15 protein-coding genes are annotated in these 17,750 nt (G+C 72.5%); 8 read left to right on the top strand and 7 right to left on the bottom strand.

Going from position 1 to position 17,750, the window contains the following annotated elements; translation table 11 throughout:
* Positions 1-47: 47 nt before the first annotated feature.
* Complete coding sequence (locus ACFYQQ_RS10940; RefSeq protein WP_355791129.1) at positions 48-1,154, bottom strand: pyridoxal-phosphate dependent enzyme; 1,107 nt, start codon at positions 1,152-1,154, stop codon at positions 48-50.
* 214 nt (positions 1,155-1,368) lie between these two features.
* On the opposite strand from ACFYQQ_RS10940, the gene ACFYQQ_RS10935 reads away from it, so the two are divergent.
* Positions 1,369-2,931 carry a S8 family peptidase gene (locus ACFYQQ_RS10935; RefSeq protein WP_355791126.1) on the top strand — a complete coding sequence of 521 codons (1,563 nt, stop codon included), beginning with the start codon at positions 1,369-1,371 and terminating at the stop codon, positions 2,929-2,931.
* Between the two features lie 13 nt (positions 2,932-2,944).
* On the opposite strand, the gene ACFYQQ_RS10930 is transcribed toward ACFYQQ_RS10935, so the two are convergent.
* Positions 2,945-4,135, bottom strand: a complete 1,191-nt coding sequence (locus tag ACFYQQ_RS10930; protein WP_356171873.1) for a serpin family protein — start codon at positions 4,133-4,135, stop codon at positions 2,945-2,947.
* 91 nt (positions 4,136-4,226) lie between these two features.
* On the opposite strand from ACFYQQ_RS10930, the gene ACFYQQ_RS10925 reads away from it, so the two are divergent.
* From ACFYQQ_RS10925 to ACFYQQ_RS10900, 6 genes are all read left to right on the top strand, one after another.
* Positions 4,227-5,402, top strand: a complete 1,176-nt coding sequence (locus ACFYQQ_RS10925) for a DUF4190 domain-containing protein (RefSeq protein ID WP_356171771.1) — start codon at positions 4,227-4,229, stop codon at positions 5,400-5,402.
* A gap of 147 nt (positions 5,403-5,549) precedes the next feature.
* On the top strand, positions 5,550-6,302 hold the full coding sequence (locus ACFYQQ_RS10920) for a GntR family transcriptional regulator (RefSeq protein WP_355787643.1): 753 nt from the start codon (positions 5,550-5,552) through the stop codon (positions 6,300-6,302).
* Between the two features lie 645 nt (positions 6,303-6,947).
* Complete coding sequence (locus ACFYQQ_RS10915; RefSeq protein ID WP_355787641.1) at positions 6,948-7,130, top strand: SPOR domain-containing protein; 183 nt, start codon at positions 6,948-6,950, stop codon at positions 7,128-7,130.
* Between the two features lie 200 nt (positions 7,131-7,330).
* Positions 7,331-7,738 carry a (deoxy)nucleoside triphosphate pyrophosphohydrolase gene (locus ACFYQQ_RS10910; protein WP_355787638.1) on the top strand — a complete coding sequence of 136 codons (408 nt, stop codon included), beginning with the start codon at positions 7,331-7,333 and terminating at the stop codon, positions 7,736-7,738.
* Between the two features lie 173 nt (positions 7,739-7,911).
* Positions 7,912-8,343, top strand: coding sequence for an ATP-binding protein (locus ACFYQQ_RS10905; protein WP_355787635.1), 432 nt, complete (start codon positions 7,912-7,914; stop codon positions 8,341-8,343).
* A gap of 307 nt (positions 8,344-8,650) precedes the next feature.
* Positions 8,651-11,263, top strand: coding sequence for a SpoIIE family protein phosphatase (locus ACFYQQ_RS10900; RefSeq protein ID WP_355787632.1), 2,613 nt, complete (start codon positions 8,651-8,653; stop codon positions 11,261-11,263).
* 3 nt (positions 11,264-11,266) lie between these two features.
* Here ACFYQQ_RS10900 and ACFYQQ_RS10895 read toward each other — a convergent pair whose 3' ends face one another.
* Positions 11,267-11,629 (bottom strand): hypothetical protein, encoded by a 363-nt coding sequence (locus ACFYQQ_RS10895; protein WP_356171776.1) that lies wholly within the window; start codon positions 11,627-11,629, stop codon positions 11,267-11,269.
* A 390-nt stretch (positions 11,630-12,019) separates the two neighbouring features.
* On the opposite strand from ACFYQQ_RS10895, the gene ACFYQQ_RS10890 reads away from it, so the two are divergent.
* Entirely contained in the window at positions 12,020-13,270 is a 1,251-nt protein-coding gene (locus tag ACFYQQ_RS10890) for a hypothetical protein (protein ID WP_388904399.1), read from the top strand.
* Positions 13,271-13,289: 19 nt separating this feature from the next.
* On the opposite strand, the gene ACFYQQ_RS10885 is transcribed toward ACFYQQ_RS10890, so the two are convergent.
* The 4 genes from ACFYQQ_RS10885 to ACFYQQ_RS10870 are packed head-to-tail and all read right to left on the bottom strand — an operon-like array spanning position 13,290 to position 17,127.
* Positions 13,290-14,060: a succinate dehydrogenase/fumarate reductase iron-sulfur subunit gene (locus ACFYQQ_RS10885; RefSeq protein ID WP_355789215.1), complete on the bottom strand. Its 771-nt coding sequence runs from the start codon at positions 14,058-14,060 to the stop codon at positions 13,290-13,292.
* Positions 14,057-16,000, bottom strand: coding sequence for a fumarate reductase/succinate dehydrogenase flavoprotein subunit (locus ACFYQQ_RS10880; protein WP_355789212.1), 1,944 nt, complete (start codon positions 15,998-16,000; stop codon positions 14,057-14,059). The genes ACFYQQ_RS10885 and ACFYQQ_RS10880 overlap by 4 nt, the downstream gene beginning before the upstream one ends.
* Entirely contained in the window at positions 16,000-16,821 is an 822-nt protein-coding gene (locus ACFYQQ_RS10875) for a hypothetical protein (RefSeq protein ID WP_355789209.1), read from the bottom strand. Before ACFYQQ_RS10875 ends, ACFYQQ_RS10880 begins: the two co-directional genes overlap by 1 nt.
* Positions 16,822-16,839: 18 nt before the next feature.
* A complete protein-coding gene (locus tag ACFYQQ_RS10870; RefSeq protein ID WP_355789206.1) occupies positions 16,840-17,127 on the bottom strand; it encodes a hypothetical protein in 288 nt (95 codons plus the stop codon).
* Positions 17,128-17,750: the final 623 nt, after the last annotated feature.

Genomic DNA, 17,750 nt, shown 5'->3' with positions numbered 1-17,750 from the left:
CCCCCCCTGGCGAGCCGCCCCGCGACCGGATCCCTCACCCCCGCCCCCTACCCCCGGGCCAGCCCCGTCTTCGCCCCCGCCCCGCACAGCGGCACCACCGCCGTGCGTGCGCCGAGCTGCTCCTCCCGTACGGCCGCCCAGCACGCGACCCCCGTCGGCTCGACGTACAGCCCCTGTGACGCCAGGTCCGTCTGCGCGTGCCGGATCTGGTCGTCGGTCACCGTGAGGAAGGTTCCGCCCGACTCCCGTACCGCGCGCAGGATCTGGCGGGCCCGGGGCGGCCGGGGGATCGCGATGCCCTCCGCGAAGGTGGGCGCCGCGGCCGTGACGCCGACCAGGTCGTCCGCGCCCTCGGCCCAGGCGTGGGCGAGCGGCGCCACCGCGGCGGACTGGACCGCGTACAGGGCGGGCCGCCGGTCGATGAAGCCCGCCGCGTGCAGCTCGGCGACGGCGAGCGCGGCGCCGAGGAGCAGCGTGCCGTTGCCGACCGGCACGACCAGGATGTCCGGGAGGCGTCCGTCGAGGGCCTCCCACAGTTCGTGGACGTAGGTCTTCGTTCCGTGCAGGAAGTACGGGTTGAAGACGTGGGAGGCGTAGAAGGTCTCCGGGTCGTCCGCCGCCTCCCGGGCCGCCGCCGCCGTGGCCTCGCGGTCGCCGTCGACGACGTGCAGCCGTGCGCCGTGCGCCTCGATCTGCTCCAGCTTCTTCGGCGAGGTCGCCGCGGGGACGTACACCGTGCAGGGCAGCGCGGCCCGCGCGCAGTACGCGGCGACGGCCGTGCCCGCGTTGCCGCTGCTGTCCGCGAGCACCCGCCGGGGCCGCAGCCGCAGCGCCAGCTCGGCGAGCAGTACGGCGCCGCGGTCCTTGAACGACAGGGTCGGCATGAGGAAGTCGAGCTTGGCCGAGACGCCGTCACGGAGCGGCACCAGAGGGGTGCGGCCCTCGCCGAGGCTGACCGTCGGCGCGGCCAGCGGCAGGCACTCCGCGTAACGCCAGAGCGAATTCACCCGTCCGGCAAGGGACTTGAGGGTCGCGGGCGTCGGGGAGAAGTCCAGATCCAGCGGGCCGCCGCAGCTCGGGCAGCACCAGGCGAGCGATCCGGCGGGGACGCGCGTGCCGTCCGTGGGGCAGAAACAATCCGGCAAGGGTGTCATGAACGCAGGTTAGATCGACCGGTTGGTGACGGTCTGTCATGACGGGCATATGGCACTCGCGTTACGGCCCTGCAGGACCCTTGTGCAATTCCTGTGGGAGCCTCAATCTTTCGGCTGACGCACAGGGAAGCCACAGCAGATTGTCATGCCCCTGTCGTCTCGGTTCGTGCACCATCCCCCACCAGCGCACCACCGATCGAAGAGGAACCCTCAGATGGCAGTGATGCGTCACACCCGCCGAAGACTGGCCGGCGCGGCAGCCGCGGCCCTCGTACTCGGCATCGTCTCGGCGCTCCCCGCGAACGCCGCCCCCGCCCGTGAGGGCCGCATCCAGTACGCCGGCGACGCCGACGCGGTCGCGAACAGCTACATCGTGACCCTGGACCCGCAGGCCGCGAAGTCGTCCTCCGCCCGGGGCAAGGCCCTCGCCAGGACCTACGGCGCCGAGATCGAGCGGACCTACACCAAGGCCCTGAACGGCTACGCCATCGAGGCGACCCCGGCTGAGGCGAAACGATTCGCCGCCGACCCGGCCGTGGCCTCCGTAGTGCAGAACCGCACCTTCCACATCAACGCGACCCAGACCAACCCGCCCTCCTGGGGCCTGGACCGCATCGACCAGAAGGCCCTGCCGCTCGACAGCAAGTACACCTACCCCGACAGCGCCGGGCAGGGTGTGACCGCCTACATCGTCGACACGGGCGTCCGGATCACCCACAGCGACTTCGGCGGCCGTGCCTCCTACGGCTACGACGCCGTCGACAACGACAACACCGCCCAGGACGGCAACGGCCACGGCACGCACGTCGCGGGCACGGTGGCCGGCAACGCGTACGGCGTGGCCAAGAAGGCGAAGATCGTCGGCGTCCGCGTGCTCAACAACTCGGGCTCCGGGACGACCGCCCAGGTCGTCGCCGGCATCGACTGGGTGGCCCGCAACCACAGCGGGCCCTCGGTCGCCAACATGTCGCTCGGCGGCGGCGCGGACAGCGCGCTCGACACGGCCGTGCGCAACGCCATCGCCTCCGGCGTCACCTTCGCCGTGGCCGCCGGCAACGACAACGCGAACGCCTCCAACTACTCGCCCGCGCGGGTCGCCGAGGCCATCACCGTCGGTTCGACCACGTCGTCCGACGCCCGCTCCAGCTTCTCCAACTACGGTTCCGCGCTGGACATCTTCGCCCCGGGGTCGTCGATCACCTCCTCGTGGAACACCAGCGACACGGCGACGAACACCATCTCCGGTACGTCGATGGCGACCCCGCACGTGACGGGCGCGGCGGCTCTCTACCTGGCCGACCACCCCGGTTCCACGCCCGCGCAGGTCGCCTCGGGCCTCGTCGCCGCCGCCTCCACCGGCGTCGTCACCAGCCCCGGCACCGGCTCGCCCAACCGCCTCCTGAACGTCGGCGGCGGTACGACGACCCCGCCCGGACCGCGCTTCGAGAACACCGGTGACTACGCGATCGCCGACAACACGACGGTCGAGTCCCCGGTCACCGTCAGCGGCGTCACGGGCAACGCGCCCGCCGCGCTGTCCGTCGAGGTGCACATCGTGCACACGTACATCGGCGACCTCCAGGTCCAGCTGATCGCCCCCGACGGTTCGGCGTACACCCTCAAGGCGTACGGGACGGGCGGCAGTTCGGACAACATCGACACCACGTACTCGGTGAACGCCTCCTCCGAGGCGGCCAACGGCACGTGGAAGCTGCGCGTGAGCGACAACGCGGCTGCGGACACCGGGAAGATCGACGCCTGGGCCCTGCAGTTCTGACGGCTCGCCGGCCTCAGTAGCACTCCTCGTCCTCGCGGAACGGTTCCGGGTCGTCGACCCAGCCGGCCGCGAGGACGAGGCGCGAGCGGCGGTGTACCGCCAGGAAGCCGAAGGGCCGGTCGAACCCGGCGTGGACGGTCGTCGTGAAGTGACGCGGCGTGGACGGCGCCCCTGCCGCGAGCATCTCCACGGCGGTCACCGCCGCGGCCCGGAAACCGAGGGCGCCGAACGACGCCGTGGCGGACTGCCGGGCCGAACCCACGCACAGCGGCCGGGCGCTGATCCCGGGGAAGTGCCCTTCCCGCGCCGTCGTGAGACCGAACAGCTCCGGCAGCCGCAGCAGATCGTGCTCGCCGGACAGGGCGAACGGCACCGTGTCGACCTCCAGCGACGGCGGTCGCGGCGTCTCGCAGCGCTCGCGCTCCACCCGCACACCGGGACCCGCCTCGCCGTACGGCAGCCGGTGGCCCGGTACGACCGTCCGCTCACCCGCGAGCAGGCGCACCCCCTCGCCCAGTACCCGGCCGGGGGCCGTCCCCTCCTCGCCGAGCAGCAGATGGACGTCGACGCCGGTGGTGCCGAGGACCTTCAGCTCGGTGAGCGCGCCGTGCGGGGTGTCCGCCACCCCGACACGGTCCAGCAGGGCGGTGGTGCGCCGCAGTCCCTTCAGCACGAGGTCGCGCCACGGCCCCGTCTCCGGGCACAGGAAGGACTCCTCGAAGGGCCGGTACCAGTCGGTGCGCAGGGTCAGCGCGCCGGCGAGCACCAACTCGGTACCGTCGGTGAGGGTGACGGGCATTCGGCGGATCTGCCCGTCGGTCCGCTTCGCCGCCCAGGCGTCCAGGGCCGCGCGGTCGGTGTCCCCGACGCCGGTGAGGACCCCGTGCGTTCCCGCGGGCAGCCCGGCCTCCCACGCCTCCCGCAGCTCCAGCGTGCGGTCGGTCCACAGCCCGAGCGCCGCCGCGACTCCCGGCACCTCCGCCAGCGCGCCCAGCAACTCCCGGGCCCGGAGCGCGCATTCGTCCGCGGGCAGGCCGACGGCCTCGGACAGCTCCGCCCGGGCCGCCCCGCCGGCGCCGTCGGCGAGGAACCCCAGCAGGGGCCAGACCCCGGCCGCGGAGAACACCGTGGCGCCGGACACGGTCTCGGCCCACCGGGCGGTGAGGCCGTTGACCGCCCGGATCGTCGCCTTCGTCGTGCGCATACCGCCCCCGCCCGCGTCCCGCTTACCATTCGCCCAGCCGTACGACAGGCGCTCGGCCGTCCGTACATCCCGCACGAGGAGCAAGGTACTAGTGGCCATACCCCCGCCGCCCGGGCCCGAGCAGCCGCAGGGTCCGTACCCGCCGCCTCACGCGCAGGGCCCGTACCCGCAGCTGCCGTACCGCACCTGGGGCCAGGGGTACTCGCCCTACAACCGTCCGGCGCCCGTGAACGGCCTGGCGATCGCGGCCCTCGTGCTGGGCATCCTGTGCTTCCTGCCCGCCGTGGGACTGGTCCTCGGCATCGTCGCGCTCCGCCAGATCAAGAAGCGCGGCGAGCGGGGCACGGGTCTGGCGGTGGGCGGCATGGTCATGTCGTCGCTCGGTCTCGTACTGATCGTGCTGGGCTCCCTCGGCGGCTTCTGGGCGGACTTCCAGGAGGGGTTCAGGGACGCGGCGGCCGGCGGGTCCGGCGTCACCTTCTCCGTCGACGAGGGCGAGTGCTTCGACGCGCCGGACGGCTCCCTGGAGGGCTACGCGTACGACGTCGACCGGGTGCCGTGCACGGGCAGGCACGACGCGGAGGTGTTCGCCAACTTCACCATGCAGCAGGAGAGTTACCCCGGCGAGGACAGGATCAACGACATCGCCGACACCAAGTGCTACGCGCTTCAGGACCGGTACGCCATGGACACCTGGGCCGTCCCGGACGACGTGGACGTCTACTACTTCACGCCCACCCGGCAGAGCTGGCGCGTGGGCGACCGCGAGATCACCTGCATGTTCGGGAACATGGACGAGAAGCGCAGCCTGACCGGCTCGCTGCGCAACGACGCCACCACCCTCGACGCGGACCAGCTCGCCTACCTGGAAGCTGCGCGCGTGCTCAACACGGCGATGGACACGGCGCCCGAGGAGTACGTCGAGGACGACCTGCCCGGTCACCGGAAGTGGGCGGACCGGGTGTCGGACGCGCTCACGGAGCAGGCGGAACTGCTGCGCGGCCACACCTTCGAGCCGGGGGCGGCGAAGCCCGTGGCCGCACTCGTCGACGACATCGAGGCGGCGCGGAAGGAGTGGGCGAAGGCGGCCGGCGCCCGGGACGCCGACGCGTTCCAACGGCACTACGACAAGGGGGCCGAGCTGATCGACCCCCACCGGACGGTCACGGCACGCAAGGCCCTGGGGCTCGACACCACGCCGCCGGAGTACCTGGGGGACGGCGGCGACGGGGTCGGCGGGGGAGACGGTGACGACGCGGAGGTGTGATCGCTGCCATAGCGGGGAGAAAGTGCCTGCGTAAAGCCCTCGCGGGCCGCATGTCATCACATCGAGTGATTCTCTGGCCTTTGCTTGCACGAGAGAACCCACGGTTGCCACGCTGTTGCTGTCTGTACAACCTGATGGGAGCGGCCAGTGACATTCGGTGAGCAGCCGGCGTACCTGCGCGTCGCGGGTGATCTCCGTAAGAAGATCGTCGACGGTTCACTTCCCCCGCACACCCGTCTCCCCTCCCAGGCCCGCATCCGCGAGGAGTACGGCGTCTCGGACACCGTCGCCCTGGAGGCACGCAAGGTGCTGATGGCCGAGGGCCTGGTCGAGGGCCGCTCCGGCTCCGGGACCTATGTGCGCGAGCGGCCCGTGCCGCGCCGCGTCGCCCGCTCCGGGTACCGCCCGGACAGCGGCGCGACCCCCTTCCGCCAGGAGCAGGCCGAGTCCTCCGCGCGCGGCACGTGGGAGTCGCACAGTAAGCAGACGGAGGCCGACAGCGCGATCGCCGAGCGGCTCGCCATCAAGCCCGGCGACCGCGTCATGTGCACCAAGTACGTCTTCCGGGACGCCGGCGAGGTGATGATGCTCTCCACCTCGTGGGAGCCGCTCGCCGTCACCGGCCGCACCCCCGTCATGCTCCCCGAGGAGGGACCCCTCGGCGGCATGGGCGTCGTCGAGCGCATGGCCGCCATCGACGTGATCGTGGACAACGTGACCGAGGAGGTCGGCGCGCGCCCCGGCCTCGCCGAGGAACTCCTCGCGCTGGGCGGCGTCCCCGGCCACGTCGTCCTCGTCGTCCAGCGGACGTACTACGCGTCGGGGCGGCCGGTCGAGACGGCCGACGTGGTCGTACCGGCGGACCGCTACCGGGTGGCGTACCACCTGCCGGTGAAGTAGCCGCCCCTCCCCGGGCGCGAGGGCCGCGGTCGTCGTGCCCAGGGGCAGGGCCGCGACGGATTGCCTGTCCGGCGGCGCAGGTGCGGCGCGTGGCGGGAGCCCGACGGTCGCCCAAGTCCGCGCCGTGAGGCGGGAGTCCGGCGCCTTTCAGCGTTCGTACGGGCGGAGGTCCGTCGGCGGTCACGTTCGTGCGGTGCGGAGCGGGAGGCCGGCGGCGGTCACGTTCGTACAGGCGGGGGTCCGTCGGTGGTCCTGCGCGGCGCGGGCGGGGGCCTGCTGACGGTCACGTGCGTACGGATGGGAAGCCGTTGGCGGTCGCGTTCATGCGGGGCTGGGGGCCGCCGGTCGTCAAGTGGTGCCTGTCCTCAGGGCAGTTGGAATCTGGCCTTTCTCGCGCGTGGGGTCCCGGCCGGGTTCCCGGGCCTGCTCGCGCGCTGCTCCGGCGCCGCTCGACGTAGGCTCAACCGGCGCTCCACGGCGCATTCGACGGCGTGCGCCCCCTCCGTCATGGCCGGTTGCGTACCTCTTTGTGAAAACCCGTATTCGCTCCGTGAAGGTTAGGCGTAGGCTCGGGCATATGCGGATTGCGGTTTCCTTATGGAGCGGGGCGCGGCGCAGGCCGGGGACGGGAAGTGGAGGGGCGCGATGAACGACGGCACGATCACTCTCCCCTGGCTCGTCATACGGCAGGACGACAACGGCAATCGCTACCGCGTCGGCCGGTACGCGACCCGCGCCGAGGCGCAGAAGATCGCGGACAGCCTCGACGCCCGCGGGCACAAACAGCTCTACTGGGTCGAGCGGATCGGCCAGAACGGCGCGAGGTGACCCGCTCCCTCACGGTGACCCACGCTGCCTCAAGGTGAAGGTGCGCACGGCGTTCCGTGCTCCCGGTGCCCGCGCTCCCGGTCTTCGTAGGATCCGCCGCTCTCCCGCCGGTCCGTGCCGCCGTAGCGGAGCAGTCGCCCGCCGATCTCGCGCCGCCGTCCCGGAACGGGACTTCCCGCCGCTCCCGTAGGCTCCGGCGCATGACCGAACGGATCGTGGTCGTCGCGGCCGCTCTGCTGGGCGAAGGGCGTCTGCTCGCCGCTCGCCGCAGTGCCCCTCCCGAACTGGCCGGCCGCTGGGAACTGCCCGGCGGCAAGGTCGAGCCCGGCGAGGCTCCCGAAGCCGCCCTCGTGCGCGAGCTGCGCGAGGAGCTGGGCGTCGACACCGAGCCCGGCGAGCGGGTCCCGGGGGAGTGGCCCCTGAAGCCCGGGCTCGTCATGCGCGTGTGGACCGCCCGCCTGCTCCCCCACTCGGCCGAGCCGAAGCCCCTCCAGGACCACGACGCACTGCGCTGGCTGACGCCGGACGAGATCGACGACGTGGACTGGCTCGACCAGGACGTCCCCGCCGTCCGCGCCGTCCTCCCGTGGTGGAGCCCCTCGGCCTGAGGGGCGCGTGCGGGGCGTACGGCGCGCACGGCACGTAGGGCGGGGAAGGTGCGCGGCGCACCCGGTCCCGCCGTCCGGCCCTTCCGTACGCCGTTCGTGCCACAGTGCGCCGACGAACGCGGTAAGGCGTCACGGATATCGGGTATGTGCCCATTAACCCCACGAAACCGGACATGGGTGGGCTTCTGGCCTGGGAAGTGATCGGCGTGCTCCACACCGAAGGCGAATGCGTCGAATGGACCTTTCCCGCGGAGCCCGGCGCCGTCCGTACCGCCCGTGCCCTCGTGCGCGGCCAGCTGCGCACCTGGGGCCTCGACTCCCTCGGTGACATCACCGCCCTGCTGGTCAGCGAGCTGGTGACCAACTCGCTGCGGCACGCCACCGGCCCCATCGGGGTACGGCTGCTGCGCCCCGCCGCGATGCCGGACGCGCTGCTCGTCGAGGTCTCCGACCCCCTTCCCGAGCTGCCCCGGGAGCGGTCGGCCCACCCCGACGACGAGGGCGGGCGCGGTCTCCAGCTGGTGGCCGGGTCCTCGCGTCGCTGGGGCATGCGGCCAGGTGAGGCGGGCAAGACCGTGTGGTTCGAGCTGGCGGTCCCCGGTTGAGAGGTGCGGGGCGGACCCCATGCATGGGGGACCGGTGCGCGGGCACCCGGCCGGTGCGCGCGGTTCCCCGGGCGGCGGCGTGCGGCGGAATCGCACGGATCCGGCCAGGGAGGCCGACGTCCGTCTCTGGTTCGACTGGGCCTCACCTGGTTAGAAGACTGGAAGTATGTGGCGGCCGGTCCAAAAACCATCGGGACCGTGCTGTGATCGTGAACACCGTGTTGTGCGGGGCCGTAGTGCTGGATACTGCGGGCAGCCGCCCCCGGTGACCGGTGCCGGACGCGGTGAGCTGGAGGGGACGGTTCGCGTGAGCGAGATACCAGCGAAGGCCACGGAGTCCGAGGACCCGTCGGACCGCGCCGCGGGCGAGGTCACGCCCGGCGGGCCCGGAGACGCGGTGGGCGACGCGGAGGGCGCGGGCGACGCGATGTGGCAGAGCAGTCCGCCCGGCTCGATCTACGACTACATCAAGGTCGCGTCGTTCTCCATCGGCCCCGACGGGCTCGTCGACCAGTGGAGCCTGCGCGCCGAGCAGATCTTCGGGATCTCCGCCGAGCGCGCCGTCGGCATGGACCCGATCGAGGCGTTCGTCGCCTCCGACCAGCGTGAGCGCGGCCACCGCAAGATGGCGGAGATCCTCGACGGCCGCGAGTGGACCGGCGTGGTCCCCTTCCGGCTGCCGGCCCCCGCCGAGGCCGACGGCGCCACGGAGGGCCTCGCCGAGGTCTACGTGATGCCGACCACGACCGAGCACGGCGAGCAGGCGGCCGTCTGCATCGTCGTGGACGTGCGCACCCTGCGCCGGATCGAGACGGACCTCGCCGCCTCTCAGGCGATTTTCGGTCAATCTCCCTTCGGGTTCCTGCTGATCGACAGCGACCTGCGGATCCGCCGGGCCAACGAGCGTTTCGCCTCGGTGTTCGGTGGGAGCGTCGACGACCACCGCGGCCGGACCGTCCACGACTACCTGCCGCGCTCGGAGGCCGAGCGCGTCGCCGCGACCCTGCGACGCGTCCTGGAGACCGGCAACTCCATCACCGACATGCACGTCACGGGCCAACTGCCCGACTCCGACGAGCGCCGGCACTGGTCGGTCAACCTCTACCGCGTGCACAGCGGCACCGGCCGCCCCATCGGCATCGCCTGGCTGGGAACCGACATCACCCGCCGCCGCGCCGCCGCCCGCGAGGCCGCCGCCGCCCGGCGCAACCTGGCCCTGCTGAACGAGGCCGGCGCCCGGATAGGGAACTCCCTCGACCTGGAGACCACCGCCCGCGAGCTCCTCGACGTCGTCGTCCCCGGCTTCTGCGACCTCGCGACCGTCGACCTCTACCAAGGGCTCCTGGCCGGCGACGAGACCCCGCCGGGCCTCGCCGACGGCAGCGCCGAGCTGCGCCGGGTCGCCTTCTCCAGTGCCGTCTCCGACGCGCCCTTCGCCGGCGGGCCCGCGCCCGTCGCCGTCGGCGCCGTCCACCACTACTCCTTCAACTCCTCCTGCGCGGACGCCCTGCGCACCGCACGGCCGCAGCACATCCCCGCCGAGGAAGGCGGCCTCATACAGTCCACGCTGGCCGTCCCGATGGTCGCCCACGACACCGTCGTCGGCCTGGCCCAGTTCTCCCGTACGAAGGGCAGCGAGCCGTTCGGCGAACGCGACCGCGCCCTGGCGGTGGAACTGGCCGCGCGGGCGGCCGTCTGCATCGACAACGCCCGGCTGTACCGCCGCGAGCACGAGCGGGCGCTGATGCTGCAACGGTCCCTGCTGCCGCCCGGCGACCCCGAGGCATCCGGCCTGGACATCGCCTGCCGCTACCTCCCGGGCAACGCGGCCACCGAGGTCGGCGGCGACTGGTTCGACGTCATCGAACTACCCGGCCACCGCACGGCACTTGTCGTCGGCGACGTGATGGGCCGCGGTCTGCGCGCCGCCGTCGCCATGGGTGAACTGCGCACCGCCGTCCGCACCCTGGCCCTGCTGGACCTCGAACCCGCCGAGGTGCTCTCGGCGTTGGACGAGATCGCCCGCGGGCTCGGCACCCCCGGCGGAGTCCAGCAGGCCACCCGCACGGCCCGCCAGCCCCGTGACGCCGACCTCTCCGAGGTCTACCTCGCCACCTGCGTGTACGCGGTCTACGACTCCGTCACCCGGCGGTGCACCTTCGCCAACGCGGGCCACCTGCCCCCGGTGCTGGTCGAGCCCGGCGAGAGCGCGCTGATGCTCGACGTGCCGCCGGGCATGCCCCTCGGGGTCGGCGGCGAGCCGTTCGAGGAGGTCGAGGTGGAACTCCCGGAAGGCGCTCTGCTCGCGCTCTACACGGATGGACTGGTCGAGTCGCGCGACCATCCGCTGGACGAGGGGCTCCAGGCCTTCGTCGGAGCGCTGACCGACCCCACCCGGCCCCTGGAGGACGTCTGCGACCACGTCCTCAGCACCCTCGACACGCACCACGGCGAGGACGACATCGCGTTGCTGATGGCACGTGTCCAGGGCCTGCCCGCCGAGTCCGTCGGTGACTGGACGCTGCCGCGTGAGCCGCGCAGCGTGGGCCGCGCCCGTGAGTACGCGCGCGGCCAGTTGCTCTCCTGGGACCTGGAACCCCTTGTCGACACGGCGGAACTGCTGGTCAGCGAGCTGGTGACGAACGCCCTGCGGTACGGCGAGGGCGAGATCAGACTGCGGCTGCTGCTCGACCGGACGCTGGTGTGCGAGGTCTGGGACGCGGGGCTCGTCCAGCCGCGCCGGCGCCGGGCGCGGGACACCGACGAGGGCGGGCGCGGGCTCCAGCTCGTCGGGCTGCTCTCCGCGGCCTGGGGGTCCCGGCGCACACCCCGCGGCAAGACGGTCTGGTTCGAACTGCCGCTCCCCGACGGGGAGACGGGCCTCGCGGATCCGGCGGAGGCGCTGCTCAGCCTGTTCTGACGCTCACCCCGCCGGCCCCGGCGGATCGGCACGGTCGGACGGGTCGGCCCGGTGTGAGCGGGCGGCGCTGCCGGGAGTCGTACGTGTACGGGCGCGCCGTATGCGCCGCAGATACCCGTACGAGGCCAGCGCCCCCGCGACGGCCACCGTGACGACGGGCAGCACGAGGTCGGCGGTGGAGACGCCGTCCTCGTCGGCGCGCGGGCCCGCGGCGACCGGAGCGGGGTCCGCGGGTGCGGTCGCGCCCGCCGCCGGGGCGCCGGTGCTTCCCTCCGCGACCGGCGCCGACAGCCAGCCCAACGCCAACAGCCCCCCGGCGACGGCGTACGCCGCCCGTGCCCGGCTCCGGCTCGTCAGTGTCGTCACCTTTGGGAGCGTATGGCCCCCTGTGCGAGGACGCGAGCGGGCCGCCGTCACGGGGCGAGGCCTAAGGTACGCAGGGTTCGGGGGAGCGACGGAGGGGCGTGGGGGATGGACACGGGGCGAGGAATGCCGGGGCGGAACTGGGAGCCGCAACAGCCGCACATACCGGGGGACTTGGAACAGCCGGACCGCTCGGAGACCTCTGCGAGAACGAAGCCGCCGGAGGAGCCGGAGCGCCCCGAGCAGTCGGAGCGGCACGAGGAGCCGGTGTCGCTCGGCCAGTCACAACCGCCCGAGGAGCCGCTGCCACCCACGCCCACGCAGGCGCCCGAAGGGCAGGAGACCCCCACCCGGCCGCAGGCGCCCGAGGGGCCGGATGAGCGTGCGGAGCCGGTGCCGCCCACGCACCCGCAGGCACCAGCCCAGCCCCAGGCGCCCGAAGAGCAGGAGCCCCTCACCCACCCGCAGGCGCCCGCTCAGCCGCAGGCGTCCGTCGGGACGGACGAGACCGGTGAGCCGGGAGGCCCAGGGGAGCCGGGCCCGGCGGCCGGCGCGGGTGGGGAGCCCGGAAGTGGCGGTGGGGACGGGGCGCGGTCCCGGGCCGGGTGGGCCAGGCGGGCGTGGGACGTGTGGCGGCGGCCGTCGCTGCGACGGCCCAAGCGCATCGCCCTCGTCCTCGCGCTCGTCCTGCTGCTCCCGCCCCTCGCGGCCGGTGTCGCCCTGCGCGTCAACTACGCCGGAGACCCGGCCGCCGGCACCCAGACCCGGAACCGGGACGCCCTGTGGCTCGGGCACGCCTGGGTCGACGGGCGGAAGCGGGACGCGGACGTCGAGGTGCTGGCGAGACGGCTGCGCGCCACCGGCATACGGGACCTGTACGTGCACGCCGGGCCGCTGGAGCACGACGGGACGCTGCCCGAGTCGGCCTACCCGAGGGCGCGTTGGCTCATCGAGGCCGTGCACCGGGAACTGCCCGGGGTACGCGTCCAGGCCTGGCTGGGCGACGCGCTCGCGAGCGAGGGGCCGCACGGGATGCGGCTGGAGCGCGCGGCGACCAGGGACGCCGTGGTGCGCTCCACCCGGCAGATCCTCACCGCCGGCTTCGACGGGGCCCACTTCGACCTGGAGCCCCTGCACTCGGGCGACCGGAACTACCTCGCGCTCCTCGACGACCTGCACCGGGTCACCCGCGCGCGGGGCGTGCCGCTGTCCGTCGCCGCCCACCAGATCGACCCGCTCCCGGCGGCCAACTCCGTCCGGGGCACCCTCACGGGCCACCCCAAGTGGTGGTCGCAGGCGTTCTTCGGGCAGGTCGCGCGCCGGGTCGACCAGATCGCCGTCATGACGTACGACACCGCGCTGCCGCTGGAGAGCCTGTTCGGCGGCTACGTCGCCCAGCAGACCTCGCTCGCCCTGGAGGTCACCCCCGAGTCCACGGACCTGCTGATGGGACTGCCCTTCTTCCACGAGGACGACATGAGCCACCACGAGAACGCGGAGACGGTCGCGGCGGCCGTCCGGGGCACCCGCCTCGGCCTCTCCCGCACGGACCGCACCCGCGCCCGCTTCGGTGTGGCCCTCTACGTGGACTTCGCGGCCCGCGAGGAGGACTGGACGGCGTACCGGGAGGGCTGGGTCGGATGACGGCGGGCGGCCCGGACGTTCAGCTCCGCCGCCTGCCGATCTTGGAGCCGAGCCACACCAGCGGGTCGTACTTGCGGTCCGCCGCGCGTTCCTTCAGGGGGATCAGGGCGTTGTTCGTGATCTTGATGTTCTCGGGGCAGACCTCCGTGCAGCACTTGGTGATGTTGCAGTAGCCGAGGCCGTGGTCGTCCTGGGCGCTGCGCTTGCGGTCCAGGCCGCTGTCCTCGGCGGCGTCCAGGGGGTGCATGTCCAGTTCGGCGACGCGCATCAGGAAGCGCGGTCCGGCGAACGCCGGTTTGTTCTCCTCGTGGTCGCGCACGACATGGCAGGTGTCCTGGCACAGGAAGCACTCGATGCACTTGCGGAACTCCTGCGAGCGGTCCACGTCCTGCTGCTGCATCCGGTACTCGCCGGGGCCTAGCCCCGCGGGAGGCACGAACGCGGGCACCTCGCGCGCCTTCGTGTAGTTGAAGCCGACGTCCGTCACCAGGTCGCGCACGACGGGGAACGCGCGCAGGGGCGTGACGGTGATCGTCTCCTCGCGGGTGAACACGGACATCCGCGTCATGCACATCAGCCGCGGCCGTCCGTTGATCTCCGCCGAGCACGAACCGCACTTGCCCGCCTTGCAGTTCCAGCGCACGGCGAGGTCGGGGGCCTGCGTCGCCTGGAGGCGGTGGACGATGTCGAGGACGACCTCGCCGTCGTTGACCTCGACCGTGAAGTCCTGGAGGTCACCGCCGCCGACGTCGCCGCGCCACACCTTGAAGCGGGCCTGATAGCTGCTCACTCGTACAGCTCCTCTTCGGCGAGGTACTTGACCAGCTCCTCCTTCTCGAAGAGGGCGAGCAGGTCGGGGCGGATGGGCTCGGTGGTGGTCCGGACGAGGTCGATCTGGCCGCGTACCGGGTCCGTGGCCGCCAGCCCGCCGGTCGGGTCGGTGAGCCGGCACAGCAGGTTCACGCGGCGCCACGCGCGGTCCATCGCCGGGTGGTCCTCACGCGTGTGGCCGCCGCGCGACTCCGTCCGCTCCAGCGCGGCCCGTGCCACGCACTCGCTGACGAGGAGCATGTTGCGCAGGTCCAGGGCGAGGTGCCAGCCGGGGTTGAACTGCCGGTGGCCCTCGACTCCGGCGCGCCGCGCGCGTACCCGCAGGTCGGCGAGTTTCTCCAGCGCGGTCTCCATCTCCGCCTCGCGGCGGATGATGCCGACGAGGTCGTTCATCGTCTGCTGGAGCTCCTGGTGGAGGGTGTACGGGTTCTCCGGCGGGCGTCCGTTCTCCGGCCCCGGCTCGGGGCCCTCCGCGGAGAAGGGCCGCAGCGCCTCGGCGGCGGCCGCGTCGATCTGCAGGTCCTCCACGGCGGGACGGTCGCCGGCGAGCGCGGCGGCGTGCTCCGCCGCGTGCAGGCCCGCCCGGCGCCCGAAGACCAGCAGGTCGGAGAGGGAGTTGCCGCCCAGCCGGTTGGAGCCGTGCATGCCGCCGGCGACCTCACCGGCCGCGTACAGCCCCGGTACCCCGCGGGCCGCCGCCGTGTCCGACTCGACGGCGATGCCGCCCATCACGTAGTGACAGGTCGGGCCGACCTCCATCGCCTCGGCGGTGATGTCGACGTCGGCCAGCTCCTTGAACTGGTGGTACATGGAGGGCAGTCGGCGCCGGATGACCTCGGCGGGCATGCGCGTGGAGACGTCCAGGAACACCCCGCCGTGCGGGGAGCCGCGGCCCGCCTTGACCTCCGCGTTGATGGCCCGCGCCACCTCGTCGCGGGGCAGCAGCTCGGGGGGCCGGCGGTTGTGGTCCGGGTCCTCGTACCAGCGGTCGCCCTCCTCCTCGGACTGGGCGTACTTCTCCTTGAAGACGTCGGGGATGTAGTCGAACATGAAGCGCTTGCCCTCGGAGTTGCGCAGCACGCCGCCGTCGCCGCGCACCGACTCCGTCACGAGGATGCCCTTCACCGACGGCGGCCAGACCATGCCCGTCGGGTGGAACTGGACGAACTCCATGTTCAGCAGGGGTGCCCCGGCCAGGAGCGCGAGCGCGTGCCCGTCGCCGGTGTACTCCCACGAGTTCGACGTCACCTTGAAGGACTTGCCGATGCCGCCGGTCGCGATGACGACGGAGGGCGCTTCGAGGACGAAGAACCGGCCGGACTCGCGCTCGTAGCAGAAGGCGCCCGACACCCGGTCCCCGTCCTTCAGAATCCTTGTGACGGTGCACTCCTGATAGACCTTCAGGCGGGACTCGTAGTCGCCCGTCTCCCGGTGGTCCTCCTGCTGGAGGGAGACGATCTTCTGCTGAAGCGTGCGGATCAGTTCGAGGCCGGTCCGGTCGCCGACGTGCGCGAGGCGCGGGTACTCGTGCCCGCCGAAGTTGCGCTGCGAGATCCGCCCGTCGCCCGTGCGGTCGAAGAGGGCGCCCCACGTCTCCAGCTCCCACACCCGGTCCGGGGCCTCCTGCGCGTGCAGTTCGGCCATCCGCCACTGGTTGAGGAACTTGCCGCCGCGCATCGTGTCTCGGAAGTGCACCTGCCAGTTGTCGCCGGAGTTCACGTTGCCCATGGCGGCCGCGATGCCGCCCTCGGCCATCACCGTGTGCGCCTTGCCGAACAGCGACTTGCAGATCACGGCCGTGCGGGCGCCGCGTTCCCGGGCCTCGATGGCGGCCCTGAGCCCGGCGCCGCCGGCGCCGACCACCACGACGTCCCACTCCTGCCGGTCCACTACGGACATCAGAAAAACCTCGGATCGTCGAAGGCGCCGGACGCGACCAGGTACACGTAGAAGTCGGCGAGCGCGACACTCACCAACGAGGCCCAGGCCAGCGCCATGTGACGGGCGTTCAGCTTGCCGACCCACTGCCACATCCGGTAGCGCACGGGGTGCCGGGAGAAGTGCTTGAGCTTGCCGCCGACGATGTGCCGGCACGAGTGGCACGACAGGGTGTACGCCCAGATCAGCACGATGTTCACGAGGAAGACCAGGCTGCCGAGGCCCATGTGACCCCAGGCGTAGTCCTCGTCGCGGAAGGCGAGCACGGTGTCGTACGTGAGGATCCCGGCGACGACGATCGCCGCGTAGAAGAAGTACCGGTGGATGTTCTGCAGGACCAGCGGGAAGCGGGTCTCACCGGTGTACTTCTTGTGCGGCTCGGCCACCGCGCAGGCCGGCGGGCTCGCCCAGAAGCCACGGTAGTAGGCCTTGCGGTAGTAGTAGCAGGTCAGCCGGAAGCCGAGCGGGAAGATCAGGATGATGATGGCGGGCGAGAGCGCCCACCAGCTCCCGAAGACGTCCGCGTTCGGTCCGGAGTGCATGGTCTGGCACCGCTCGGCCAGACAGGGCGAGTAGAACGGCGACACGTACGGGGCGGAGTAGTAGTCGGTGTCCGCGAAGGCCCGCCAGGTCGAGTAGACGATGAAGGCCAGCAGCCCGGCCGCGGTGACGGCGGGCGCCAGCCACCAGCGGTCGGTCCGCAGATGCGGGGCGGCGATGGCGGCACGCGTGGGTGTCCGTACGCCGCCGCTGTCCTGATGGGGTTCCGTACCAGTGGTCAACTGTCGCTCCGGTCGGGGTCAGGGGGCGTGCCGGTCGCGGGCGCCGAGTCCCTCGTCGTCCGAATCGGTCCACAGGGAGCTGTCGTACGGGGTGTCGGGGATCGACAGCAGGTCGGGTCGCCGGGGTGCGGCCAGCGCCGGGGCGGCCTCCCGGAGCAGGGCGACGCTCTCGCGCAGGTGATCGGTGTCGGTGCGCACGCGGCGCATCTCCAGCCCCGCGCCTATCTGCTGTTCCAGTCGCCCCACCGACCTGGAGAGGTCGTCTAAGCAGCGCTGGACTGACGTCAAGTCGTCGTGCACGGACATGACTTGCCCTCACTTCCACGGGCTCTGCGGCCCAAGGCGGCAACGTTCATGCGCCTGCGAGTGTCGCGCGTCACACGAGCCCCTGTGAAGAGATCTGCACGGATTCCCGGCGCACACCCCACAAACGCGCCCCGCGCACGCCCAAGACACCACCCCCAGCACCACGCCCGCCCACCCACGAACCACAAGCCGCCATCGCACCCGCCCACGCCTGCCCGCAGCTCAGCCGCCCACGGACCGCAAGTCGCCACCGCACCCGCCTGCCCCGCAGCTCGGCCCCACGGCCCGCAGTCGCCATCGCACCGGAGGGGCCGTGCCGGTACATCAAATGGCCGTCGAGACGGGGACGTACGCAACCGAGGAACGCTGGTGACGGGGGCCGACACCAACTACCGACGGCCGGATGTACCGGCACGGCCCCGCCCCACCCACCGGACGGAATGCGCCCACCCACCGGACGGAATGCGCCCCCACCCACCGGACGGAATGCGCCCCCACCCACCGGACCGAATGCGCCCCCACCGGACCGACGGCGCCCCACGCCCCCGAAACCGACGGCGAACAGCGCACTGGCCGCCCTCCACGGGGGCCGCCCCCGCAGGGGTATTGCGCCGCACGGGTGG

Origin of the sequence: Streptomyces sp. NPDC005496, from assembly GCF_042872045.1 — a bacterium.
GTDB lineage: Bacteria > Actinomycetota > Actinomycetes > Streptomycetales > Streptomycetaceae > Streptomyces.
The sequence above is the reverse complement of the archived record's forward strand: the minus strand, read 5'-3'. Positions and strand labels throughout refer to the sequence as shown.